The 22,784-nt window shown below is 71.1% G+C and carries 19 protein-coding genes; 5 read left to right on the top strand and 14 right to left on the bottom strand.

The features are described 5' to 3' along the window. Positions 1-4 precede the first annotated feature (4 nt). Entirely contained in the window at positions 5-619 is a 615-nt protein-coding gene (locus ACZ6R6_RS05620) for a dTDP-4-dehydrorhamnose 3,5-epimerase family protein (RefSeq protein WP_470090422.1), read from the top strand. On the opposite strand, the gene ACZ6R6_RS05615 is transcribed toward ACZ6R6_RS05620, so the two are convergent. Together ACZ6R6_RS05615 and ACZ6R6_RS05610 are read right to left on the bottom strand one after the other, a co-directional pair. Next, positions 579-1,541 carry an NAD-dependent epimerase/dehydratase family protein gene (locus tag ACZ6R6_RS05615; protein ID WP_470090420.1) on the bottom strand — a complete coding sequence of 321 codons (963 nt, stop codon included), beginning with the start codon at positions 1,539-1,541 and terminating at the stop codon, positions 579-581. The genes ACZ6R6_RS05620 and ACZ6R6_RS05615 overlap by 41 nt on opposite strands. Continuing rightward, on the bottom strand, positions 1,526-2,464 hold the full coding sequence (locus ACZ6R6_RS05610) for a putative sugar O-methyltransferase (protein WP_470090418.1): 939 nt from the start codon (positions 2,462-2,464) through the stop codon (positions 1,526-1,528). The genes ACZ6R6_RS05615 and ACZ6R6_RS05610 overlap by 16 nt, the downstream gene beginning before the upstream one ends. A 194-nt stretch (positions 2,465-2,658) precedes the next feature. On the opposite strand from ACZ6R6_RS05610, the gene ACZ6R6_RS05605 reads away from it, so the two are divergent. From ACZ6R6_RS05605 to ACZ6R6_RS05590, 4 genes are all read left to right on the top strand, one after another. Next, the gene (locus ACZ6R6_RS05605) at positions 2,659-4,107 is read left to right on the top strand and encodes an NAD(P)/FAD-dependent oxidoreductase (protein WP_470090416.1); all 1,449 of its coding nucleotides are present in this window, start codon (positions 2,659-2,661) and stop codon (positions 4,105-4,107) included. 26 nt (positions 4,108-4,133) lie between these two features. Next, positions 4,134-5,612, top strand: a complete 1,479-nt coding sequence (locus ACZ6R6_RS05600; RefSeq protein ID WP_470090414.1) for a multicopper oxidase family protein — start codon at positions 4,134-4,136, stop codon at positions 5,610-5,612. 258 nt (positions 5,613-5,870) lie between these two features. Continuing rightward, the gene (locus ACZ6R6_RS05595; protein WP_470090412.1) at positions 5,871-6,905 is read left to right on the top strand and encodes a ketoacyl-ACP synthase III family protein; all 1,035 of its coding nucleotides are present in this window, start codon (positions 5,871-5,873) and stop codon (positions 6,903-6,905) included. A 47-nt stretch (positions 6,906-6,952) separates the two neighbouring features. Beyond that, positions 6,953-10,756 (top strand): type I polyketide synthase, encoded by a 3,804-nt coding sequence (locus tag ACZ6R6_RS05590; protein WP_470090410.1) that lies wholly within the window; start codon positions 6,953-6,955, stop codon positions 10,754-10,756. A gap of 180 nt (positions 10,757-10,936) precedes the next feature. Here ACZ6R6_RS05590 and ACZ6R6_RS05585 read toward each other — a convergent pair whose 3' ends face one another. From ACZ6R6_RS05585 to ACZ6R6_RS05530, 12 genes are all read right to left on the bottom strand, one after another. Then, on the bottom strand, positions 10,937-12,130 hold the full coding sequence (locus ACZ6R6_RS05585; RefSeq protein WP_470090408.1) for a twitch domain-containing radical SAM protein: 1,194 nt from the start codon (positions 12,128-12,130) through the stop codon (positions 10,937-10,939). Between the two features lie 75 nt (positions 12,131-12,205). Next, positions 12,206-13,027 carry a class I SAM-dependent methyltransferase gene (locus ACZ6R6_RS05580; RefSeq protein WP_470090487.1) on the bottom strand — a complete coding sequence of 274 codons (822 nt, stop codon included), beginning with the start codon at positions 13,025-13,027 and terminating at the stop codon, positions 12,206-12,208. Continuing rightward, positions 13,024-13,971 carry a phytanoyl-CoA dioxygenase family protein gene (locus tag ACZ6R6_RS05575; RefSeq protein WP_470090406.1) on the bottom strand — a complete coding sequence of 316 codons (948 nt, stop codon included), beginning with the start codon at positions 13,969-13,971 and terminating at the stop codon, positions 13,024-13,026. The genes ACZ6R6_RS05580 and ACZ6R6_RS05575 overlap by 4 nt, the downstream gene beginning before the upstream one ends. Beyond that, the gene (locus tag ACZ6R6_RS05570; RefSeq protein WP_470090405.1) at positions 13,965-14,666 is read right to left on the bottom strand and encodes an FkbM family methyltransferase; all 702 of its coding nucleotides are present in this window, start codon (positions 14,664-14,666) and stop codon (positions 13,965-13,967) included. The genes ACZ6R6_RS05575 and ACZ6R6_RS05570 overlap by 7 nt, the downstream gene beginning before the upstream one ends. Next, on the bottom strand, positions 14,656-15,657 hold the full coding sequence (locus ACZ6R6_RS05565) for an aldo/keto reductase (protein WP_470090403.1): 1,002 nt from the start codon (positions 15,655-15,657) through the stop codon (positions 14,656-14,658). Before ACZ6R6_RS05565 ends, ACZ6R6_RS05570 begins: the two co-directional genes overlap by 11 nt. Beyond that, entirely contained in the window at positions 15,654-16,376 is a 723-nt protein-coding gene (locus tag ACZ6R6_RS05560) for a class I SAM-dependent methyltransferase (RefSeq protein ID WP_470090401.1), read from the bottom strand. The genes ACZ6R6_RS05565 and ACZ6R6_RS05560 overlap by 4 nt, the downstream gene beginning before the upstream one ends. Next, positions 16,373-17,371 (bottom strand): SDR family NAD(P)-dependent oxidoreductase, encoded by a 999-nt coding sequence (locus tag ACZ6R6_RS05555; protein WP_470090399.1) that lies wholly within the window; start codon positions 17,369-17,371, stop codon positions 16,373-16,375. The genes ACZ6R6_RS05560 and ACZ6R6_RS05555 overlap by 4 nt, the downstream gene beginning before the upstream one ends. Continuing rightward, complete coding sequence (locus ACZ6R6_RS05550) at positions 17,368-18,639, bottom strand: nucleotide disphospho-sugar-binding domain-containing protein (protein WP_470090397.1); 1,272 nt, start codon at positions 18,637-18,639, stop codon at positions 17,368-17,370. The genes ACZ6R6_RS05555 and ACZ6R6_RS05550 overlap by 4 nt, the downstream gene beginning before the upstream one ends. 35 nt (positions 18,640-18,674) lie before the next feature. Then, complete coding sequence (locus ACZ6R6_RS05545; protein ID WP_470090395.1) at positions 18,675-19,331, bottom strand: phytanoyl-CoA dioxygenase family protein; 657 nt, start codon at positions 19,329-19,331, stop codon at positions 18,675-18,677. A gap of 316 nt (positions 19,332-19,647) precedes the next feature. Then, positions 19,648-20,676, bottom strand: a complete 1,029-nt coding sequence (locus ACZ6R6_RS05540) for an NAD-dependent epimerase/dehydratase family protein (protein ID WP_470090393.1) — start codon at positions 20,674-20,676, stop codon at positions 19,648-19,650. A gap of 25 nt (positions 20,677-20,701) precedes the next feature. Continuing rightward, the gene (gene rfbB, locus ACZ6R6_RS05535; protein WP_470090392.1) at positions 20,702-21,700 is read right to left on the bottom strand and encodes a dTDP-glucose 4,6-dehydratase; all 999 of its coding nucleotides are present in this window, start codon (positions 21,698-21,700) and stop codon (positions 20,702-20,704) included. After that, positions 21,700-22,767 (bottom strand): glucose-1-phosphate thymidylyltransferase, encoded by a 1,068-nt coding sequence (locus tag ACZ6R6_RS05530; RefSeq protein ID WP_470090390.1) that lies wholly within the window; start codon positions 22,765-22,767, stop codon positions 21,700-21,702. Before ACZ6R6_RS05530 ends, rfbB begins: the two co-directional genes overlap by 1 nt. Between the last annotated feature and the right edge of the window lie 17 nt (positions 22,768-22,784).

Genomic DNA, 22,784 nt, shown 5'->3' with positions numbered 1-22,784 from the left:
CGACATGCACGCACGCGAGCTGGCGGTCGAGGGCGCGTTCGCCTTCACTCCGACCGTCTTCCCGGACCACCGGGGGGTCTTCCTGTCGCCGTACGAGGAGTCGGCGTTCGTCGAGACGGCCGGATACCCGCTGTTCCCGGTGCGACAGCTCAGCTACAGCGTCTCCCGCCGGGGCGTGGTCCGGGGCCTGCACTTCACGGCGGCGCCGCCCGGCACCGCCAAGCACGTCCACTGCCCGCGGGGCAGGGTGCTCGACATGGTCGTCGACGTGCGGGTCGGGTCCCCCACGTTCGGGCGGTGGGACGCCGTCGTCCTCGACTCCCGGGACCGCCGCTCGCTCTACCTCCCGGTGGGCGTCGGCCACCTGTTCGTCGCGCTGGAGGACGACAGCATGATGTCCTACACCCTGTCCCAGGAGTACGTGCCGGAGAACGAGCTGGCGCTGTCGCCGTTCGACCCCGCGCTGAACCTGCCCATCCCCGAGGACGTCGAGCCCGTCCTGTCCGACCGGGACCGGACGGCGCCCCGCCTCGACCAGGCCCTGGCCGCCGGCCTGCTGCCGGACTACCAGACGTGCGTCAAGATCGAGGCGGGCTTCCGGCCAGGGCGTGCACCATGAGGGTGAGGGCCTCGCGCAGCGGCACCCGGGGCCGCCACCCGGTGACCGAGCGGAACGCCGACGAGTCGACCACCACGCTGTGGAAGTCGGTCCGCCGGGCGTCCGCGGGCGGCGGGACGGAGACGACCGGGACCGGCGGGCGCTCCGTATGCGCGGACACGAGCTCGGCGATGGTCCGGAAGACGTCGCCGATCCGTTCGCCCCGGCCGCGCCCGAGGAGCCAGTGCCCGCCGGCCAGGGCGTCCGGGTGGTCGAGTGCCGCGACGAAGGCGTCCGCCACGTCGTGGACGTAGAGCAGCTCTCTCTCGACCGTGCCGTCATGCCACATGGTGAGCGCCTCACCGGCCAGTGCGCGGCGTGTCATCGTCGCCAGCACGCCCCGGTCGGGGCCGTCGCCGAACACCGTGGGCAACCGCAGGGAGACGCCGCGGACGGCCCCCGCCTCCGAGGCGCGTTTGAGCAGGCCCTCCGCCGACTGCTTCTGGCGGTCGTAGGAGGTCTGGGGACGGTCGGGCTCGGTGCCGTCGATCGGCAGCCTGGGCGGCGGACCCACCTGGGAGACCGAACCGGCGGACACGACCACCGGGGGACGTCCCCCACGGCCCGCCCGCAGGCATCCGACGAGGTCGCGCAGCACGTCCACGTTCACCCGCGCGGTCGCGGAGTCGTCGGCCCCGCGCCAGCCGGAGGCGTCGAGCACGAGATGGATCACCGCGTCGGACCCGGCCACCGCCTCCGCGAGGCTCTCGGCGTCGGTGAGGTCGGCCGCGCGCACCTCGAACTCGGCCGGGCCGGTGGCGGGCACCGCGGCCGGCCTGCGGGAGACGGCCCGTACGCTGACCGGGCGCTCGGCGAGCGCCGCCAGAACGGCGGAGCCCACGAACCCCGAGGCGCCGAGCACCGTGATCAGCGGCCGGGCCATCCGCCCACGCCTCTGTCGTTGCGGTAGAGCGCCTGCCAGTAGTAGGTCCACGGAACGGACCGGCCCTCGGCGACGCACCGCCAGCCGTCGCCCGGCCCGTAGGCGGTGAGGAACTTGCGCGACTGCGCCTCGACCGCGCGGTTGTCGTGGATGTCGATGACGTCCCGCAGCGGCCCGGTGCGCAGCGCCAGGGCGACGACCTCGTCCCCCTGGGAGTGGCCGTCCAGGCTCTTGTCCAGATACTTCCCGACCGGATTGTTCACGTAGAGGTGGCGGCAGGTCACCGCGATGCGGTCGAGGTAGGCGCGTACCGTCCGCGCGTTCATCTCCGCGAACGAGTCGATGTTGATGCACAGGTCGAAACTCAGGTCCCGGAACAGGGCGTCGACTCCGCCCGCCTCGTCCACGGAGTGGAAGCGGATCCTCGCGAACCGCTCCTCCTCCAGCACCGCCCCCAGGTAGGCCCGAGAGAGCTGGATCGAATTCTCCAGATCGACTATGTGGTAGGAGGCGAGATCGTGGTTGGACATGATCGCGTGGCAGGTCCGGCCGTACCCCGCGCCGATCTCCAGGACCGCCGATCCGTCCAGGTCGAGGCGGCCGGCCAGGAACTCCACCTCGAACACGGCCTGTAAATAGTCCATGCAGACCGTTTCGCCGTCGTATCTGACGGCGATGGGATTTCCCACGTCACGGTTGTGAATTCTGCGGAGCCTGGCCCAGTTGGCCTCGCTCAGGCCGGCGCTCAGATTGAAGACCAAGGTCTTCAGATACCGTACACCATTGACCCCCGGATCCCAGAGGGCCATTTTGAAGTTCACCTCGTTGGACTTGAAGTTGGCCAGATCGGTGACGGCCTCCTTCGTCACTTTGGTCCTGCCGTACCGTTCCCAGAGCGGGCTCCGGCCGTACTCTTCGTCCATTGGTTTTCCTTACGGGATGGAGGGCCAACGATAGCAATCGTCGCCGGTCCGACCTAGGGCGGTGGCGTCGCACTAGCGGTTCTACTAGACCTTTCACGGGTCATTGATTCCAATTTTCGGCGGCACGTAGAGTGGGCGTCCATTCACATGGCCCACGCCATTCAGGCCGTTGCGAACTTTATGATCGGAGCTCAATGCCCAGCACAGTCTTGGTCATCGGCGGAGGCCCGGCCGGATCGACCGCTGCGGCCTTGCTCGCCAGAGCGGGTCTGTCGGTGCGGTTGCTGGAGAAGGAGACGTTCCCCCGCTACCACATCGGCGAGTCCATCGCCTCCTCGTGCCGGACGATCGTCGATTACGTGGGAGCGCTGGACGAGGTCGACGCCTGCGGCTACACCGAGAAGAACGGCGTGATGCTGCGCTGGGGCAAGGAGGACTGGGCGATCGACTGGTCGAAGATCTTCGGCCCGGGCGTGCGGTCCTGGCAGGTCGACCGCGACGAGTTCGACCACGTCCTGCTGAACAACGCCGCGAAACAGGGCGCCGAGGTCATCCAGGGCGCCACGGTGAAGAGGGTGCTGTTCGACGGTGACCGCGCCGTCGCGGCCGAGTGGGCCGATCCCGAGTCCGGCGAGCTGCGCACCACCGAGTTCGACTTCGTGGTCGACGCGTCGGGGCGCGCCGGGCTGATCCCCTCGCAGCACTTCAAGAACCGCCGTCCGACCGAGACGTTCAAGAACGTCGCCATCTGGGGCTACTGGCAGGGCGGGTCGCTGCTCCCGGGCTCCCCGGCCGGCGGCATCAACGTGATCTCGGCCCCCGACGGCTGGTACTGGGTGATCCCGCTGCGTGGCGACCGCTACAGCGTCGGGTTCGTCACCCACCAGACGCGGTTCCTGGAGCGGCGCAAGGAGCACGAGTCCCTCGAAGCGATGCTCGCGTCGCTGGTGGAGGAGTCGCCCTCGGTGCGCGGCCTGCTGGAGAACGGGACCTACCAGCCCGGCGTCCGGGTCGAGCAGGACTTCTCCTACGTCGCCGACAGCTTCTGCGGGCCCGGATACTTCGCCGCGGGCGACAGCGCCTGCTTCCTCGACCCGCTGCTGTCCACGGGCGTGCATCTGGCGCTCTACAGCGGCATGCTCGCCGCCGCGTCCATCATGGGCACGCTCAACGGCGACGTCAGCGAGGAGGAGGCCCGCGCCTTCTACGAGTCCCTCTACCGCAACGCCTATGAGCGCCTGTTCACCCTGGTCGCGGGCGTCTACCAGCAGCAGGCGGGCAAGGAGTCCTACTTCGGGCTGGCCGACGCGCTGGTGCACGACAGGGCCGACACCGAGTACGAGAAGGTCGACGGGGCGAGGGCGTTCGCCCAGCTCGTCGCCGGGATCGCCGACATGGACGACGCCGCGGAGGGCCGGCACGAGGGCGTCGCCCAGCCCGCCGCCGATCAGGACAACTCGGTCCAGCAGCTGTTCCTCGCCGCCGAGCAGGCCCGCCTCATGGCCTCGGCCAACACGTTGAACGCGCCCGTCAGCGAGGCGCCCGGCAAGCTCGACGCCCACGACCTGTTCGACTCCACCACCGGCCTGTACCTGATGACCAGCCCCACGCTGGGCATCGGGCGATCCAGGCCGCTGGGCTGAAGCCCCGACCCCCGGTAGGAACTCACATGCTGAACCGACGACGCTTACTCGCGTTCGGCGTCACCGCGTTGGGCGGCGGCGCAGTGCTGCGCTTCCTCGGGGACACCCCGACGGCCCTGTCCGGGATCGGGCACCTGGGGCACCACGGCGGCCACGTGCCACAGCCCTCCGCCGGCACGGTGGGCGCCACGCACGTGACCTTCACCCCGTTCACCGAGCGGATGCCCGTGCCGCCCGTGCTCGCGCCCTCGCGGACGACGGGAGGCGTGGACACCTACACGTTGCCCATCCGGGCGGCGGAGGTGGACATCATCCCCGGCCTGCGCACCCCCGCGCTCACCTACGGCGGGCAGTTCGTCGGCCCGACCATCCGGGCCAGGGCGGGCCGCCCGGTGAAGGTCGCCTTCGTCAACGAGCTGGACCAGCTGACCAACGTGCACCTGCACGGCGGTCACGTGTCGGCGGCCAACGACGGCCATCCCATGGACCTCATCGCACCCGGGGCGACCCGGGTGTACGACTACCCGAACGCGCAGCGCGGCGCGACGTTGTGGTACCACGACCACACGCACGGCCTGGAAGCCGACCACGTCTACCGCGGCCTGCACGGCTTCTACCTGATCCACGACAAGGCGGAGAAACGCCTCAACCTGCCCAGCGGCAGGTACGACGTGCCCATCATGCTGCGCAACGCCCAGTTCGACGAGAAGGGCGCCCTGGTCTTCGGCCACCCCGACAACCGGACGACCGTCCTGGCCAACGGCAAGGCGCAGCCGTACTTCCCGGTCGCCGCGCGCAGATACCGGTTCCGGCTGCTCAACGCCTCCCTCAAACACGTCTTCCGGCTGAACATGGGCGGCGTGCCGATGACGAAGATCGCCTCGGACGGGGGGCTGCTCCCCGCGCCGGTGACACGGGAGGAGCTGGTGATCTCCTCCGGCGAGCGGGTGGAGATCGTGGTGGACTTCTCCCGGCGGCTGGACGACAGCCCGCTGTACCTGTACGAGGGGGAGAACCCGATCCTGCGCTTCGACGTGTCGGCCGCGCACGGGCGGGATCACAGCAGCGTGCCCGCCGAGCTGGTCCCGCTGCCCGCGCTCGGCGCCGCCACGGTCGAGCGTAAGGTGTCGATGAGCTTCGACATGTCGGCCAGGCCGCCGGTCGGCCTGGTCAACGGCAGGCCGTTCGACCCGGACCGGGTGGACCTGCAGATCAGGCAGGGCGCCACCGAGATCTGGGAGATCGTCAACGCGGACGTGGAACCGATCCCCTTCGACCACCCCTTCCACATGCACCTGGTGCAGTTCCAGGTGCTGAGCAGGGACGGCGGTCCGCCGCTCCCCGAGGACGCCGGGCTCAAGGACACCGTGTACCTCCCGCCGAGAGGGACGGTGCGCATCCAGATGACCTTCCGGACGCCTTATACGGGGCGGTACATGTATCACTGCCACTATCTGGAGCACTCGGCGCTGGGCATGATGGCCCAGATGGAGATCGTTCCCTGATCCCTGGATGAATCCCAGGGGCATGGCGCCGCCGCACGCCCCGGCCCGGGTCTTCACCGCGAAGACCCGGGCCTCCGGCGTGTCAACGGAGCCGCGGCCCGCGCGCGTCCGCCGCGGGCCGCGTGAAAGCCTCACACAAACGCCGGTAAATCTGGCGGACAGGAATTCCTAGGTGAATTCCTAAATCGGTTTTTCATTTCAGATTATAGGGTTAACACGCGCCGAAAGGGGCCGCATAGAGATTGGGAAGATTGATCCGTGCGTACACCGAATGTTTTCATCAACGCCCTGGGAGCCTTCGTCCCGCCGACGGTGAATGTCGAATGGGCCGTCGAGCGTGGTCTCTACCCCGCGGAGGACGTGAAGTCGCACGAGCTGGGCGGCGCGGCGGTCGCGGGTGAGACACCGCCCCCGGAAATGGCGCTGCGCGCCGCGCAGCAGGCGGTCAAGCGGTGGGGCGGCTCTCCCCTGGATTTCGATCTGCTGCTGTACGCCAGCACCTGGCACCAGGGCCCGGACGGCTGGCCGCCGCACTCCTACCTGCAGCGGCATCTGGTGGGCGGCGACCTGCTGGCGCTGGAGATCCGCCAGGGGTGCAACGGCCTGTTCGGCGCGATGGAGCTGGCGGCGAGCCATCTGCTGGCCGTACCCGAGCGCGCCGGCGCGCTGCTCGTCGCCGCCGACAACTACGGCACGCCGCTGATCGACCGCTGGCGGATGGGGCCCGGCTTCATCGGCGGGGACGCCGCCTCCGCGCTGGTCCTGACCAAGCGGCCCGGGTTCGCGCGGCTCCGCTCGGTGTGTTCGAGGACGATCCCGGAGGCGGAGGCGCTGCACCGCGGCGACGAGCCGCTGTTCCCGCCGAGCATCACCCGGGGACGCCCCACCGACTTCAGCGCCCGGATCGGGCAGCAGTTCGCCACCCGGAGCCCGGCGTCGGTGGCGATGGCCACGATGCCCGAGCACACGACGGCCCTGGTCGACCAGGCCCTGGAGGAGTCGGGCATCGAGATCGGCGACATCACGCGGGTCGCCTTCATGAACTACTCCAGGGAGGTCGTCGAGCAGCGCGTCATGGCCGCCTGGGGCCTGCCGATGACCCGCTCGACCTGGGAGTTCGGCCGGACCATCGGGCACTGCGGCGCGAGCGACCACATCCTGTCCTTCGAGCACCTGGTCCGTACGGGCGAGCTGGGACCGGGCGACCACATGTTGATGCTCGGCACCGCGCCCGGCCTCGTCGTGTCCTGTGTGATCGTCCAGGTCCTGGAGTCGCCGGCGTGGGAGAAGTGACGCCCCAGGGTCTCATCCGTTCAGAAATCCGACAGCAGAGGATGCTCGTGGAACTCAAGGGACTCCAGCCGCCCCCGGCGGCCCCCCAGCCGGTCGCCGTGATCGGGATCGGCTGCCGCCTTCCCGGAGACGTCAACTCACCCGAGGAGTTCTGGGAGCTGCTGGCCCGCGGCGGCAACACCACGGGCGAGGTGCCGCCGGAGCGCTGGGACGGCTACCGCGAGCTCGGCCCCGAGTTCGAGGCCGCCCTGCGGCGGGTGATCCGGGCGGGGAACTTCCTGACCGAGATCGACGGCTTCGACGCGGAGTTCTTCAGGATCTCCCCGCGCGAGGCCGAGCTGATGGACCCGCAGCAGCGGATCCTGCTGGAGGTGGCCTGGCAGGCGCTGGAGCACGCGGGCATCCCGCCCGAGGACCTGGCCGGGACCGACACGGGTGTCTTCGCCGGCGTCTGCACCTACGACTACGGCGGCCGCCAGTTGGAGGACCTGCCGAGCATCGACGCCTGGACCGGCATCGGCGCCGCGACCTGCGCCGTCTCCAACCGCGTCTCCCACGCGCTCGACCTGCGCGGGCCGAGCCTCACCGTGGACACCGCCTGCTCGGCGTCGCTGGTGGCCCTGCACCTGGCCGCGCAGAGCCTGCGGCTGGGGGAGAGCACGCTCGCGCTGGCCGGTGGGGTGAACCTGCTCGTCTCACCGGGGCAGTCGCTCACGCTGGGCGCCGCGGGCGCCCTGGCGCCCGACGGCCGGAGCAAGTCGTTCGACGCCACAGCCGACGGGTACGGCCGCGGCGAGGGCTGCGGGGTCGTGGTGCTGAAGCTGCTGGCCGACGCCGAGCGCGACGGCGACCGGGTGCTGGCCGTGGTGCGTGGCAGCGCGGTCAACCAGGACGGCTGGACCAACGGGATCATGGCGCCGTGCGGCCAGGCGCAGGAGCACGTCATGGCCGGGGCCCTGCGCTCGGCGGGGGTCGAGCCGGGCACGGTCGGCTACGTCGAGGCCCACGGCACCGGTACCCCGCTCGGCGACCCGATGGAGGCGGCGGCGATCGGCGCCGTGTACGGGCGGGACCGCGAGGAGCCGTGCCTGATCGGCTCGGTGAAGTCGAACATCGGCCACCTGGAGGGCGCCGCCGGCATCGCCGGGGTCATCAAGGCGATCCTCGCACTGGACCACGCGGAGATCCCGGCCAACCTGCTGGTCACCGAGGCCAATCCCGCCATCGAGTGGGACCGGCTGGGGCTGCGCCTGGTGACCGGGCACACGCCGTGGCCCGAGCGGGCGCATCCGCGCCGCGCCGGGGTGTCCGGCTTCGGCTACGGCGGGACCGTCTCCCACGTACTGCTCGAACAGGCCCCGGAACGGCAGGCGCCACGCCCGGCGGGCCCGCTCCGGACCGAGACGCTCTTCCCGCTGTCGGCCGGGTCGGAGGCCGCGCTGCGGGACCGGGCGGGGGCGCTGGCCGACCACGTCGCGCGGGGCGGCGGCCTGGCCTCCACCGGGCACACCCTGGCCCTGCGCCGGTCACATCTCACCCACCGGGCGGTCGCCGTGGCCGCCGACCGCGACGGGCTCGTCGCGGCGCTCCGCGGGCTGGCCGCCGGCGAGCCGGCGGACGGCGCCGTCACCGGGTCGCCCGTCACGCAGGACGGGAAGCTGGTCTGGGTCTTCTCCGGGCACGGCTCACAGTGGTCCGGCATGGGACGGGAACTGCTGGCCTCCGAGCCGGCGTTCGCCGGGGTGATCGACGCATTGGAGCCGATCTTCCTGGAGGAGATCGGCTTCTCCCCCCGGCAGGCGATCCTCGACGGGGACTTCGACGAGGTCGACCGGGTCCAGGCCATGATCTTCGCGATGCAGCTCGGGCTCGCCGAGCTCTGGCGCTCCCGCGGGGTGTCCCCGGACGCCGTGATCGGGCACTCGGTGGGGGAGATCCCGGCGGCCGTCACCGCGGGGATCCTGACGGTGGAGGAGGGCGCCCGGCTGATCTGCCGCCGCTCGTCGCTGCTGCGCCGGGCCTCGGGCAAGGGCGCGATGGCGATGGTCACCCTGCCGTTCGCGGAGGCCGCCGCGCGGCTGGGCGACCACGACGACCTGGTGGCCGCGATCGCCTCCTCACCGGTCTCGACGGTGGTCTCCGGGGGCCAGGACGCGATCGAGGCGTTGATCGAGCGGTGGTCGGCCGAGGGTGTCGGGGTGCGCAGGGTCGCCTCCGACGTGGCCTTCCACAGCCCGCACATGGACCCGCTGCTCGCCGACCTGGCGGCCGCCGCGGCCGGCCTCACGCCGCGGAGCCCGCGCATCCCGATCTACACCACCGCCCTGGACGATCCGCGCGCGGCGATGACGGCCGACGGCGCCTACTGGGCGGCGAACCTCCGCAACCCGGTGCGCCTGGCCGCCGCCGTCACCGCGGCGGCCGGCGACGGCTACCGCGCGTTCGTCGAGATCTCGCCGCACCCGGTGGTGACGCACTCGATCCACGAGACGCTGGCCGAGATCGGCTCCGAGGACTTCTTCGTCGGCGCGACGCTGCGCAGGAACGCCCCGGAGCTGCGTGCCTTCCTCGCCGGCGTGGCCGGCGCGCACTGCAACGGGATCGGCGTCGACTGGCGGGCCCTGCACCCGGAGGGGGGACTGGCCACGCTGCCGGTCTACCCCTGGCGGCACCGCAGGCACTGGCACCGGCCGGCCCGGCGGGCCGGAGGCGGAGGCCGCGGCCACGACGTGGCGTCCGCCACCCTGCTGGGCGCCAGGAGCGGCATCGCCGGGAGCCCGCTGCGGGTGTGGCGGACCGTCCTCGACGACGCCAACCGCCCCTACCCGGGGAGCCACGCGCTCAACGGCGTGGAGATCGTTCCGGCCGCCGTGCTCGTGGCCACCTTCCTCGACGCGGCCTCGCGCGACGGCACGCCGCCGGTGCTGACCGACGTGGCGATGCGGCACCCGCTGATGACGGCCGGCCGCAGGGAGATCCAGGTCGTGCACGACGGCGCCGCCGTACGCCTGGCGTCGCGGACGGTCGGCGACGACGTCGGCGAGGACCCCGACTGGCTCGTCCACACCGACGCCACGGTCGCGGAGACGGCCGAGGCCGGGCCGCGGTCGCTGGTGGACCCGGGGGAGTACCGCCTGGAGCCGGCCGACCCCGGCCTGGTGCACCGGCGGCTGGCCGAGGTCGGCGTGCCGTCGACCGGGTTCGACTGGACCGTCGAGGAGCTGCTGTCGGGCAACGGAGCCCTGCGGGCGCGCGTGCGGTCGGCGGACACGACCACCTGGGCGCCGGTGCTGGACGCGGTCATGTCCATAGCGCCGGCGGCCTTCCCCGGGATCCCGCTGCTGCGCATGGTGGTGCACATCGACGAGGTGGCCGTGTCCGGGCTGCCGCCGGAGGCGGTGCTCGTCGAGGTCGTGCCCGACCCCGAGCGGCCGGACACGGTCGACGCCCTGGTCGCCGACGAGGCGGGCCGGGTGCTGGCGAGCCTTCCCGGCCTGCGCTACCCCGTGATCGAACAGCCGCCGGCGGCCGTCGCCGACGACGGGCCGGGAACGGCGGAGGAGGTCATGTCGTTCGCGGACCTGCCGCCCGAACTGCTGCGCGAGCGCGTCCTGGAGGAGGTCCGCGGCCAGATCGCGAAGGAGATGAGACTGCCCGTGGCGGACCTGCATCTGCGGCGCCCGCTCGCCGAGCAGGGGCTCGACTCCGTCATGACGGTGGTGATCCGGCGGCGGCTGGAGAAGCGCCTGGGCCACAGCCTGCCGGCCACCGTGTTCTGGCAGCGGCCCACCGTCACCGCCATCGCCGACCACCTGGTCGGGCTGCTGTCCGAGACCGCGGCGTCCTCCTAGCCGGAGGAGCGCGGACCCCTGGCCGGAGGAGCGCGGACCGCGCCACGGCCCGCGGCGGAGCCCGCCTCGCGCGGCGGCTCCGGCCGGGGACCGCACCACGGAGAGACGGGAACGGGAGGGCCGGGCGGCCCTCCCGTTCAGCGGCTCACCGGCCGCGGCCGGAGCTCCGGACCGCCGTGCTCACACCGTTCCCTCGTGGGCCAGGACGGTGGGATCGGCGGCGTTCATGAACGTCCGCAGCGCCCGCAGGTCCTCGGCGGGTTTGTCCCAGCCGAGGTCGGCGCACCACTCGACGAGGGAGGTCAGCTCCTCGGTGGCGGCCGCCTTGTCCGCCTCCGGCAGGTTGGTCACCGAGAAATCGGCGGGCCACTGCACGACGTTGGCCAGGTCGATGTCCAGACCCTCGTCCCGGGCGAAGGCCAGCAGGTCCCGCAGCCCCCACACGTTGTCCCGCTGGGGCGCCACCTGCAGCCACAGCTTCACCTCGGTCTTGGCGCGGCGCACGTTCCCGACGAAGGTCTCCCAGTCGGCGCCCGTCCGGATCTTCTCGAAGACCTCGCCGACGCCGTCGCAGGACGCGCCGATCCCGACGCTCTTGAAGTGCCGGAACTTCGGGAAGACCGACTCGGGCAGGACCGTGAGGTTGGAGTTGTAGACGATGTCCACGTTGCCGGCGTTCCCGGTCTCGACCAGCAGGTCGAGCAGCGCGAAGTGCCCCGGCTGCATGAACGGCTCGCCGCCGGCGAAGTAGAGGCGGCGGATCAGGTGGGCGTTCTCCCGCAGCGTCTTCCACAGCTCCTCGTCGTCGCGGTAGGGGTCGATCACCGCCGACGACCACGGCGGGCGCTGCTTGGCCCCCCATCCCGAGCTCACCGGATAGGTGCACATCACGCAGCGCAGGCTGCAGGTGTTGCCGAACCTGATGTCCAGGAAGAACGGGAAGTCCTCGACCGTGCCGTCCGCCGCGGTGCGGGCGGCCAGCGCGTCGAAGTCGGCCGTGTCCCGGAAGCGCCCGTTGATCTCCTGCCGGTACGACAGGGCGCCGCGGTCCTCCCGGTGGTAGCAGTACGAGCACGCGGCCACCCGCTCCCCGGCGAGCATGGCCAGCCGGGTCCGCTTCATGTTGGGGCTGTTGAACGCCTCCTCCACCCCCATGACCCGGTCCGGGTTGTCCCGCGCGTACCGGGACCGGGGCGAGCAGCCGATCGCGTCCTCCTTGAGCGTGAACTCCGGCTCGTCCTGCTGCTCGTACAGCTCGTTGTGGTACATCGCGTCGTCCACGCAGCACCGGCCGTAGACGCCGTCGATGGACGCGCACAGGTGGATCCAGGGGAGCACGCACATGCTCCCCGCGGCTGCCTCGCCGTTCGTCATGCCAGTGCCCTAACGGTCAGGTGGATTCGACTCCAACGGGACGGCCGGCGGCTCCCGCCGCCGGCCGAGGGAAGATCAACTGTTGTCCGGCTCGGCGGCCCGCCCCGGGGGCTTCCTGGCGACGAGCAGGATGTCCAGGTAGAACGGTTCGGCCGGCCCCTCGCTGCGGCCGAGGCCGGCGAAGGCGTTCTGGAGGTAGTCGTCGACCGCCCGCGGCCGGAGGCGGTCGATCCACCACAGGGCGCCCAGCGCGAGCCCGACGGCGCCGCCCCCGGGCCAGCCGTGCTCGCGCCCGTGCCGGCGGAGCAGGAGCAGCAGCCCGCGCGGGCCGCAGGTCAGCTTCGTCGTCCGGTCGACCGCGAACCCCGCCCGCTCGGCCTGGACGGCCAGGCCGTCCGCGGTCCAGCGCCACAGGTCCTGGCCGCCGTGCTCCTCCCACACGCCGTGGGTCGACAGCACCAGCCGCCCGCCGGGCCGCAGCAGCCGGAACACCTCGCGCAGGTACTGGTCCGGATCGGTGACGTGCTCCAGGACCTGGGTGGACAGCACGCCGTCGAACGTCCCGTCCGGGACGGGGCACCGGCCGTCGGGGTCGAGCGCGTGGTCGGCCCGGTAGGCCTCCCCGTCGGGGAAGTCGGCCGTCCGCACCTCCGCCGCGGAGAACAGATCCCGGTAGGGGGCGGTGCCCGCGCCGTAGTCGAGCCAGACGCCGGAGGCGTCGCGCAGCGTCTCGGCGAGCGCCTGGCGCAGATCGAGCAGGTGGGCGTAGGCCCAGTCGCCCGGCCGGGGATCGACCCGCTCCCGGAACCGCTCGGCCATGACCTCATCCAGGGAGCGTTCCGCCGCGCCGGCCCGCGAGCCGCCGAACAGGCCGGGCACCCGGTTCAGTAGGTTCACCAACGCCAGTTCTCCTCGTGGGGGAAGCGGAGCGTGGTGAGGTCGGGGCGGCCCACCCAGTGCCGGAACGGCTCGGCCGGGCAGTAGTCGAAGGGCTCCTCGTCCCGGTGCTCGTGCGCCGCCGCGCGCTGCGCGACGCAGGAGCGCAGCACCTGCTGCTTGCGGCCGACGTATTCGGGGACGTGCGGGCCGAGCTGCCACTCCACCTCCGCCGGCCGATACTCGAAGTAGACGACCCGCCGCTGCTTGCCCTGCACGGCCGGGGCGCCGTGCAGCGTCAGGATGTTGTGCAGGAGCACGTCACCGGGCCGCATCACCGCCGGGATCGCGCCCGTGGTGTCCCATTCGCTGGCGTTGAGCCGCTCGGCGGTCGCGGTGATCCGGTCGTCGTCCCAGTAGTTGGACTGCGGGATGCACCAGACGCAGTTGTCCTCCGGCGCCGGGTCGAGGTAGACGCCGACGTCGATCACCCGGCCCGCCCCGGTGACGCCCACCGCGTCGGCGTACATCTCGCCGTCGCGGTGCCAGGACAGCCGGGGAGCGCCCGCCGTGGTCTTGAACACCATGCTGTCCCAGGTGGGGATGAGGTTGGGCCCGACCAGGGCCTCCATCACGCGCAGCAGGAGCGGGTGGCCCGCCAGCCGGGCGATCACCGGGGACTTGTCGACCACGTACTCGATCCGGACCGGGGCCGCGTCGGGGTGGTCGGGCTCCTGGGTCCAGATGGTGTCGGTCATGGACCGGGTGCGCCACGCGTCGTCGATCAGCGACCCGGCGGCCTCCTGCACGGCCTCCAACTCGACGGGGTCGAGCAGGCCGCGCAGCGCCAGCACCCCCTGCCGCCGGAACGCGGTCAGGTGCTCGGGGAGCACGCCTGTCTCCCGGATGTGGCACTCGGGCAGGACGGCGTCCTCCGGCCGTGCCGCGGTATTCGGGTTCACCATGCCTGGCCTCTCTGGTCCGCGACGAAGTACCACTGCTCCCGCAGGGCGGCGGCGAAGTCCCCGGCGTCGAGGGCGGGCGAGCGCTCCAGCCACCCGGGGAGGGTGTGCAGTCCGTAATCCAGCTCCGTGACCAGCAGCGACCACAGGTCGGCACTGGTCGTGCCGTACTCCCGCATGGTGCGGTCGCCGCCGTGCTCGAAGATGACGACCGGGCGGCAGCGGCGCAGCAGTTCGGCGGCGCCACGCAGGGCGACCACCTCCCCGCCCTCCACGTCGATCTTGATCAGGTCGACGCTCACGTCGGCGGGGACGACCTCGTCCAGCCGCACGGTGTCGACGACGATGTCCTCCAGGGTCTCGTTCTCCCGGTCGTAGGGCCTGCGCCGCAGCCCGCTGTAGCCGGGGTTGGAGAGCACGTGCACGAAGCCGTCCCGTCCCGCCCGGTCCGAGGCCGCGGCCCGCACGACGGTGACGCCGGGGAACTCCCGGTCGAGGCGGTCGGCGAGCTCGGGGAGCGGCTCCACGGCGAAGTGCCGGCCCCGCGGCGCGGCGCGGAGGAGGTGTGCGAGGATGTCCCCACCGCCGGCGCCGATGTCGACGGTGTTGGCGGTCGGGGAGCAGACCCGCTCGATGATCTGCACGGTGAGCTCGTCGTACCAGTCGTTCATCCCGGCGAGTCCCGCCTCAGGCCGCATGTCCGCCACCGTCCCCGGTCCTGCTCGGCGGCCCGGCCTCCGGTCCCACCGACGGCGCGCCCGCCACCAGGCGGTCGAGCTCCGCCAGGTCCGCCTCGGTGAGCCGGACGTCCACCGCCTTCACGCTGTCCTCGATGTGCTCGGGGAACTGGGCCCCGATGACGGGCACCACCCCCGCGGGATGGCCGAGCACCCACGCCAGCGCGAGCTGGGCCACGGTGCAGCCGCGTTCGGCGGCGAAGACGGCCAGGAGGTCCACCAGCTTCAGCAGCCGGGCGAACCGCTCCCCCTTGAACATCGGGGAGTAGGCGCGCCAGTCGTCGTGGGCGAAGGAGTGGTCCGGCCGCAGCGCGCCGGTCAGCAGGCCGTGGGCGAGCGCCGACCAGCCCATGATCCCCACCCCGGCGTCCCGGCAGTGGGGCAGGACGTCCCGCTCGGCGCCACGGGCGAGCAGGCTGAAGGGGACCTGCGCGACGTCCGCGGGAGCGGCCGCGGCGAACTCGGTCATCTCGGCCACCGAGAAGTTGGAGACCCCCGCGTGCCGTACCAGGCCCTCCTTGACGAAGTCCGTCAGCACGCCCGCGGTCTCCGCCAGCGGGACGGTCGGGTCGGGCCAGTGGACGAAGAACACGTCCACGTAGTCGGTCCCCAGGGTGCGCAGGCTGTCGGTGAGGTTGGCGCGCAGGAAGGCGGGGTCGCTGTTGCGGACGACGGTGTTCCCGCGGGTCTCCAGGCCGCCCTTCGTCGAGATCACCACCTCCGCGCGGCGGCCGCGCAGCAGGTCGCCCAGCCCCCGGGCGAGCGCGGCCTCGGCGGCGCCGTCGCCGTACGCGTGGGCGGTGTCGAAGAAGTTCACGCCCAGGTCGAAGGCGCGGCGCACGGCTTCCACGCCGGGCTCGATCCGCCCGCCCCACAGGCCGCTGAGCGCCCAGGTGCCCAGGCAGATCGAGGAGACCAGAGGGCCGTCCGCGCCGAGAGAGCGGTGCCTCACGCGGCCGGCTCCTCGTCGCGCCGCAGGATCAGGAAGCCGACGCCCTTCTCGTCGACGAACTCGTCGAGAAGGGGGGTCAGCCCCGCCTCCTTGGCGATCTTGACGATGAGGTCGGCCCCGTGCCAGGTCAGGAAACCCTTGAACTCCACCGGGTTGGCCTCGCGGTAGCGGTCCGCGTAGTGGTGGAAGAAGTCGCGCGTCACCTCGCCGAGATCCACGAAGTTGAAGCCGAAGCGGCCGCCGGGCCGCAGGATCCGCCTGATCTCGCGGAGGTAGAGGTAGATCTCGAAGACGTTGAAGTGGATGAAGACGTTGAGTGAGAACCCCGCGTCGAAGCCGGCCGTGGGCAGCTTCTCCAGGAAGTCGTTCTCGATGTGGTGGTAGGAGACGTTGGCGTGGTCCCGGCAGGTGGCGCGCGCCTTGCCGAGGAACGACTGGCTGACGTCGGCGCAGAGCACGCTGCGCACCCGGGGGGCGAGCACCTTCGCCATGATCCCCTCGCCGCTGCCGATCTCGAAGATCTCCGCCTCCGGGGTCAGCCCCAACCGCTCGGCCACCCAGTCCGCCCGGTCGACGCGGTCCCGCAGGTATTCGTCCCTCGGCTGGGTGCCGGCGAGCTGGATCTGCATCTCCTCCGGCGAGCTCCACTCCCACACCCAGTTGAGATCACCCATGCTCTGCAGCGGGGGCTTCTTCGACGTCTGCTTCACGTTGCTCATACGACCTCACTCGCGGTGTCCATCCGGCTGGGTGTCCCTCCGGCGTAGGCTGTCGACCACCATTCAAGGGTCCGGCGCAGCCCTTCGGCGACGTGCATCTCCGGCTTCCAGCCGAGCTGGGTCCTGGCCGCCTCGATGTCGGGGCAGCGCCGGCCCGGCTCGTCGACCGGCAGGCACTGGGACACGGTGCGGAGCTCGACCCCGACCTCCCGGGCGATCAGCTCGGCGATCTCGCGCACGGAGAGCTCCTGGGTGGCGCCGATGTTGACCGGCCCGGGCACCGAGCTGCACATCAGGGCCAGCAGGCCCCTGACCGTGTCGTCCACGTAGCACAGAGATCTGGTCTGCTCGCCGGAGCCGTTGATGGTCAGCGGCCTGCCGGTCAGGGCCTGGTCGATGAAGGTCGGCACGATGCGGCCGTCGTTGCGGCGCATCCTCGGCCCGAAGCTGTTGAACAGCCGGGCGATGGCCGTGTCGGCGCCGAGCGTGCGGCGGTAGGCGGCCGTCAGCGCCTCGGCGTAGCGTTTGGCCTCGTCGTACACGGCGCGTGGGCCCACCGGGTTCACGTTGCCCCAGTACGACTCCAGCTGGGGGTGCTGCGCGGGGTCGCCGTAGACCTCCGACGTCGAGGCGAGCACGAAACGCGCCCGGTGCGCCACCGCCACCCGCAGGGCGTTCTCCGTGCCCGCCGAACCCACGCGCAGCGTCTCCAGCGGCATGCGGAGGTAGTCGAGCGGCGAGGCCGGTGAGGCGAGGTGCACGACGTGGTCGACCGGCTGGTCGACGGTGAACGGCTCGGTGACGTCCGCCCGGACCAGCCGGAACCGCGGCGAGTGCTCGACCTCCGCGAGGTTCTCCGGATCGCCGGTGGACATGTTGTCCACGCAGATCACCGAGCAGCCCTGGGCGATCAGCGATTCGCAGAGGTGGGATCCGATGAAGCCGGCGCCGCCCGTGACGACGACCCGCGCGCCTTCCAGGGTCGTGGCCGTCATCGGGCGGCCGCAAGCTCGGCGACGTCCTCGCCGGTCAGTCCGCCCGTCGCCGCGAGTCTGATGAGCAGGTCGGCCACCTGCGTGGCGGTCGGCGCCGTGGCGAGGGAGTCACGCATGACGGCGGCCTCCCGGCCGTACTGCTGATCGAACAGCACGGCGGCGAGAGCCTTGTCGATCTCCTCCCGGGTGGCCGTCAGGCCGGGTAACGTCTTGGTCGCCCCGAACGGGTCGAGCCGCCTGCCGTAGATCCGCCCGTCGTAGTTGAGGGCCAGGGACAGCTGCGGGATGCCCATCACGAGCCCGTTCATGTAGCAGTTGGCGCTGCCGTGGTGGATGAGCAGGTCACAGCTCGGCAGGATCAGTTCGAGCGGGCAGTTGCGCAGCACCCGCACGTTCGGCGGGAGCGGGCCGAGGCGCTCCACCTCCGACAGGGCCGCGGTGAGCACGACCTCCGCGCCGTGCTGGGCGGCGGAGTCGATCGCGTGGTGCAGCGCGGGGAGCTGCTCCCCGAAGACGCCCGTCGCCGAGTTGCCCCAGACCAGGCAGATCCGTTTCCCCTTCGCGGGACCGAACATCCAGGGGTCCAGATCCTGCGCCCCGTTGTAGGGCTGGTATCTGATGGGGATGCGCAGCGCGTCGCCCATCGGCGGGACGGCCACGTCCGGCGAAGGGTCCACCGCATATTTGATCTTGTGGCGGGTCCAGTCCACGCCGTACTTCTCGAAGCACGAGAGGGGGTCGTTGGCCACGAGGTCGAGCCCCGGCTCGGTCTCGATCGTGCCGATGAAACCCGGCGAGAAGTAGACGCTGGGCACGTCGTGGAGCGCGCCGATCAGCGCGCCCTCCACCGCCATGATGTCGTGCACCACCAGATCGGGGCGCCAGGCGGCGGCGAAGTTCACGGCGCCGTCGTAGCTGCGCTGGATCGAGGTGACCGTGTCCTTCCAGAAGTCGCCCAGCAGGCTCGTGTCGAAGTCGCGGAGCGAGTCGAGCGCCTGCCCCGTGAACGGGTGCAGCGGCAGCGGCACCTCGGGAGTCTGCTGCGGGGTGTAGAGCGCCTGGACGTAGAAGGCCAGCCGGGCGCTCTCCATCATGTCGGGCGCGTCGAGCACCGACACGGGCATCAGCCCCGTCGAGGCGACCCCCTGCACCTGCTGCGGTGGGCACGCCACCCGGACCTCGTGCCCGGCCGCGCGGAACGCCCACGCCAGGGGCACCATGCACATGTAATGCCCGGCCCAGTTGGACACGGTGAACAGAACCCTCATGAGATCCCTTCTGGCGGTGTTCGATGGCCGGACGTTCAGGACGTGAGGGACATCTCGGGGTCCGCGAACTCGATGACGATCGTTCTGCGCCACTTCTCGGTGGGGTTCGGTCCCGACCCGTGCACGAGCCGGACGTCGTGCACGACGACGTCGCCCTCCTGCACGGCGATCGGCGTCCTGGGGCCGCTGTCGCGCACCGACACGACGTCCGCGTCGTCCGGCAGCAGGTGCGAACCGGGGACCCCCTCCAGGCACCCGTTCTCCGGACCCGCCGTGTCCAGGCAGACGCTCAGGTTGCACACCGTGTGGGGCGCGACGTCGGCGCGGTCCCGGTGCCAGGGCACCCCGGCCGCCCGGTACGGCTCCTTGAGCACCAGCGCGAAAGCCGTCGGGACGGCGGGGGAACCGATGAACTCGGCGGCGAGGTCGCTCAACTCCGCCCGGAACAGCAGCTCGGCCTCCGGCCAGTCCTGCTTCTCAAGGTTGTGGATGCGGTACAGCACCGGGGGTTCCCCGTCGACCTCGTAGTTCCAGTAGTCGTCGGAGACGTGTCCATGCTCCGTGAAGCGGGAGATCAGCCTCTCCGCGCCCGCTCTGAGCCGTCGCACCACGTCGTCGTCGAACACGGGTCCGGCGCAGGCGAAGCCGTCTTCGCGGAACCGCAGGACCTGCCGGCTATGGTCTCGCACCACCGGGCTCATCGTTTGGTCAATCCCTTCGGCGGACGGTGACGGTGTCGCACGCCGGGGCGTCCGTGCCCTCCGGCGCCCCGAGTCTGAGAACGCGCCTGGCGTGTGGGAACGGCGCGGAGAGAGCACGGGCCCGGTCCGCCGGATCCCTATTCAGCGGATAATCCTGGGCGGAGCCGTCGGCATGACGAAACCCGTCATATTCGGAACCGTTTATCCAGGGCTCCGGTCCCCGCGTCCGGCGCGCAATTACTCCGCGGTTCATGGAACTTGACCCTATCCATTCATTTGGGGAAGGGGACTAGTGTTTTCACCACAGTCAACTTCCGGCCGAGCCCAGCCGTTTCTCCACGAACCGCGCCCATTCCGGCACCTGGTGGCCGCCGATTTCAATGTCGAAGGACGATTTCAGTTCCGTCGGGCCGGCATCGGCCGCCCACTTCGCGGTCCGCGCGAGGCCCTCGGACAACGGCGTGTCGCTCCAGTCCCCGAACACCGACCTGGCCTCCTCCGTGGCCGTGTAGGCCACCTTCACCTCGTCCCGGGCCGGCAGGTGCGCGATGGGGTGCTCGGGCACCCCGGCCGCGGCGCGTACGGCCTGCGCCAGCTCCAGCACCGTGTTGGTGCTCGCCGAACCCACGTTGAAGGCCCGGCCCCAGGCTCGTTCGGTCTCCGGGGCCCGGCTCACCACGTCCACGACGTCCTGGACGTAGGTGAACGCCCGCACCTGGCCGCCGTCCCCGTAGACCGTGATCGGCTCGCCGCGCATGATCTGGTTGAAGAAGATGGCCACCGCGTTGCGGTAGGGGTCGCGCATGTTCTGCCATTCGCCGTACACGTTGTGCATGCGGAAGGCGGTGAAGGGCAGCCCCTGCAGCCGCATCGTCACCTCGAGCTCGCGCTCGACCACGTGCTTGGCGTTCCCGTAGCTGTCGGCCGGGACCGGGGTCGAGGACTCCCGCATGGGCGTCTCGCCGTGGCCGTACACCGCCACCGACGAGGCGAAGCAGAAGAACGACACCCCCGTCTGCAGCGACGCGTTGATCAGGTTGACGCTGCCCATCACGTTCGTGCCGTAGTTGAGCTTCTTGACCGAGTGGCTGATCGCCTCCGCCGCGAACGCGGCGAAGTGGAAGACCCGGTCGAACCGGCGCTCGGCGAACAGGGAGTCGACGAGCGCCTCGTCGGTCACCGAGCCGACGACCAGATCGGCGCCGGCGGGAACGCGGCCCCTGCTGCCGCCGCTGAGATCGTCGAGAACGGTGACCGCGTGCCCGTCCCCGAGCAGGCGCTCCACCAGATGGGAGCCGATGAAACCGGCTCCGCCGGTCACCAGGCAATGAGTCATTCGAGCTCCTTGAGACTATGGGCGGCTATACGCGGCTGTGGACGCTTGCTCCGCCGGTCCGCCGCTTGAGCGGCTCCCACCAGTCGCGGTTGGCCTCGTACCAGCGGGCCGTCTGGAGCAGGCCGTCCTCGAACGCGACGCGGGGCGCGTAGCCCAGCCGCCGCACCTTGGCGTCCGACAACGAGTAGCGGCGGTCGTGGCCCTTGCGGTCGGGGACCCGCTCGACCCGGTCCCAGCCGGCGCCGCAGGCGTCGAGCAGGCGCTGGATGAGCTGCAGGTTGCTCAGTTCGGCGGTCCCCGCGATGTGATAGACCTCGCCCACCTCCCCGTGTTCGGCGACGACCTGGATCCCGCGGCAGTGGTCGTCCACGTGGATCCAGTCACGCACGTTGCGGCCGTCCCCGAAGAGCGGCACGTCCCGCCCTTCCATCAGGTGGGTGACGAACAGCGGGATGACCTTCTCCGGATACTGGTAGGGGCCGTAGTTGTTGCCGGAGCGGGTGATGCTGACCGGCAGCCCGTGCGTGCGGACGTAGGAGCGGGCGATCAGGTCGCCGCCCGCCTTGGCCGCCGAGTACGGGGAGTTGGGCGCCAGGGGGGTCTCCTCGTCCCACGAGCCCGTGTCGATGCTGCCGTAGACCTCGTCGGTGGAGACCTGGACGACGCGGGAGACGCCCGCGTCCAGGCAGGCCTGCATGAGGGCCTGGACGCCCAGCACGTTGGTGCGCACGAACTCGGCGGAGCTGACGATGGACCTGTCGACGTGCGACTCGGCGGCGAAGTTGAGCACCACGTCGTGGCCGGGCACGAGGTCGGCGAGGAGGTTCTCGTCGCAGATGTCGCCGTGCACGAAGGTGAGCCGGTCTTTGACGGCTTCCAGGTTGGCCGGGTTGCCCGCGTAGGTCAGCTTGTCCAGGACGGTGACCTCGGCGTCGCGCCAGGCGGGGTAGGCGCCGGAGAGCAGTTCGCGGACGTAGTTCGAGCCGATGAAACCGGCGCCGCCGGTGACGAGGACGCGGGGCATCAGCCGCTGACCTGCACGTCGCTGTGGTCGCCCAGGACGAGTCGATGGGCTTTGGGCATGTCGGCGGCGGTCACCCGCGTCTCGCGGCCGATCAGCGAGTATTCGACGCGGCCGACCCCCTCGATGCGGGCGCCGCGCAGCACGATCGAGCACTCGATCTCGCTGTCGATCACCGTGCAGTCGCGGTCGATGGAGGTGAACGGCCCCAGGTAGGAGTTACGGGCGACCGATCCGGCGCCGAGGACGACCGGGCCGACGATGCGGGAGCCGGAGACGACCGCGCCGGACTCCACCACGACGGGACCGATCAGCTCGCTGGCCGCGTCCACCTCCCCCACCACGGAGGACTCGATGCCCTCCAGGACGAAGCGGTTCAGCTCAAGGATGTCGCCGAGGCTCCCGGCGTCCCGCCAGTAGCCCGAGATCACCGTGGGTTCGACGCGGTGCCCCTGGTCGATCAGCCACTGGATCGCGTCGGTGATCTCCAGCTCGTTCCGCCAGGACGGCTTGATCTCCGCTATCGCCTTGTGCACGGCCGGGCTGAAAACGTAGACGCCGACCAGGACCAGGTCGCTCTTGGGGTGCCGGGGCTTCTCCTCGACGCCGACGACCCGGCCGTCCTCGTTCATCTCGGCGACGCCGAACGCGTGGGGTTCGGCCACCTTGGTGAGCATGACCTGGGCCTCGGGACGTCCGCGGTGGAAGCGGTCGACGAGGTCGTTGATGCCGCCGACGACGAAGTTGTCGCCCAGGTACATCACGAAGTCGTCGTCGCCGAGGTAGTCGCAGGCGATGAGGACGGCGTGCGCCAGCCCGCGGGGTTCGTTCTGCAGCAGGTAGGTCACCTCCAGCCCGAAGTCCGAGCCGTCCCCGACCGCCTTCTCGATCTCCTGCGCGGTGGTGTCGCCGACGACGATCCCCACCTCGCGGATCCCGGCGTCGCGGATCGACTCCAGGACGTAGAACAGCACGGGCTTGTTGGCGATCGGAAGGAGCTGCTTGGCCAAGGTGTGAGTGATCGGCCGTAAGCGCGAGCCGACCCCGCCCGCCAGCACAAGCGCCTTCACGAGTCGGCTCTGAAGGA

Source organism: Streptosporangium sp. NPDC048886 (assembly GCF_055586905.1).
The sequence above is the reverse complement of the archived record's forward strand: the minus strand, read 5'-3'. Positions and strand labels throughout refer to the sequence as shown.

What these genes read in the sequence shown, in the direction of transcription:
- ACZ6R6_RS05600 (WP_470090414.1), top strand. Translation starts at nt 4,134, where the DNA reads ATGCTGAACCGACGACGCTTACTCGCGTTCGGCGTCACCGCGTTGGGC.
- ACZ6R6_RS05610 (WP_470090418.1), bottom strand. Translation starts at nt 2,464, where the DNA reads ATGGACGAAGAGTACGGCCGGAGCCCGCTCTGGGAACGGTACGGCAGG.
- ACZ6R6_RS05540 (WP_470090393.1), bottom strand. Translation starts at nt 20,676, where the DNA reads ATGACTCATTGCCTGGTGACCGGCGGAGCCGGTTTCATCGGCTCCCAT.
- ACZ6R6_RS05570 (WP_470090405.1), bottom strand. Translation starts at nt 14,666, where the DNA reads ATGCGGCCTGAGGCGGGACTCGCCGGGATGAACGACTGGTACGACGAG.
- ACZ6R6_RS05615 (WP_470090420.1), bottom strand. Translation starts at nt 1,541, where the DNA reads ATGGCCCGGCCGCTGATCACGGTGCTCGGCGCCTCGGGGTTCGTGGGC.
- rfbB (WP_470090392.1), bottom strand. Translation starts at nt 21,700, where the DNA reads ATGCCCCGCGTCCTCGTCACCGGCGGCGCCGGTTTCATCGGCTCGAAC.
- ACZ6R6_RS05560 (WP_470090401.1), bottom strand. Translation starts at nt 16,376, where the DNA reads ATGAGCAACGTGAAGCAGACGTCGAAGAAGCCCCCGCTGCAGAGCATG.
- ACZ6R6_RS05585 (WP_470090408.1), bottom strand. Translation starts at nt 12,130, where the DNA reads ATGACGAACGGCGAGGCAGCCGCGGGGAGCATGTGCGTGCTCCCCTGG.
- ACZ6R6_RS05555 (WP_470090399.1), bottom strand. Translation starts at nt 17,371, where the DNA reads ATGACGGCCACGACCCTGGAAGGCGCGCGGGTCGTCGTCACGGGCGGC.
- ACZ6R6_RS05575 (WP_470090406.1), bottom strand. Translation starts at nt 13,971, where the DNA reads ATGGTGAACCCGAATACCGCGGCACGGCCGGAGGACGCCGTCCTGCCC.
- ACZ6R6_RS05605 (WP_470090416.1), top strand. Translation starts at nt 2,659, where the DNA reads ATGCCCAGCACAGTCTTGGTCATCGGCGGAGGCCCGGCCGGATCGACC.
- ACZ6R6_RS05550 (WP_470090397.1), bottom strand. Translation starts at nt 18,639, where the DNA reads ATGAGGGTTCTGTTCACCGTGTCCAACTGGGCCGGGCATTACATGTGC.
- ACZ6R6_RS05620 (WP_470090422.1), top strand. Translation starts at nt 5, where the DNA reads ATGCACGCACGCGAGCTGGCGGTCGAGGGCGCGTTCGCCTTCACTCCG.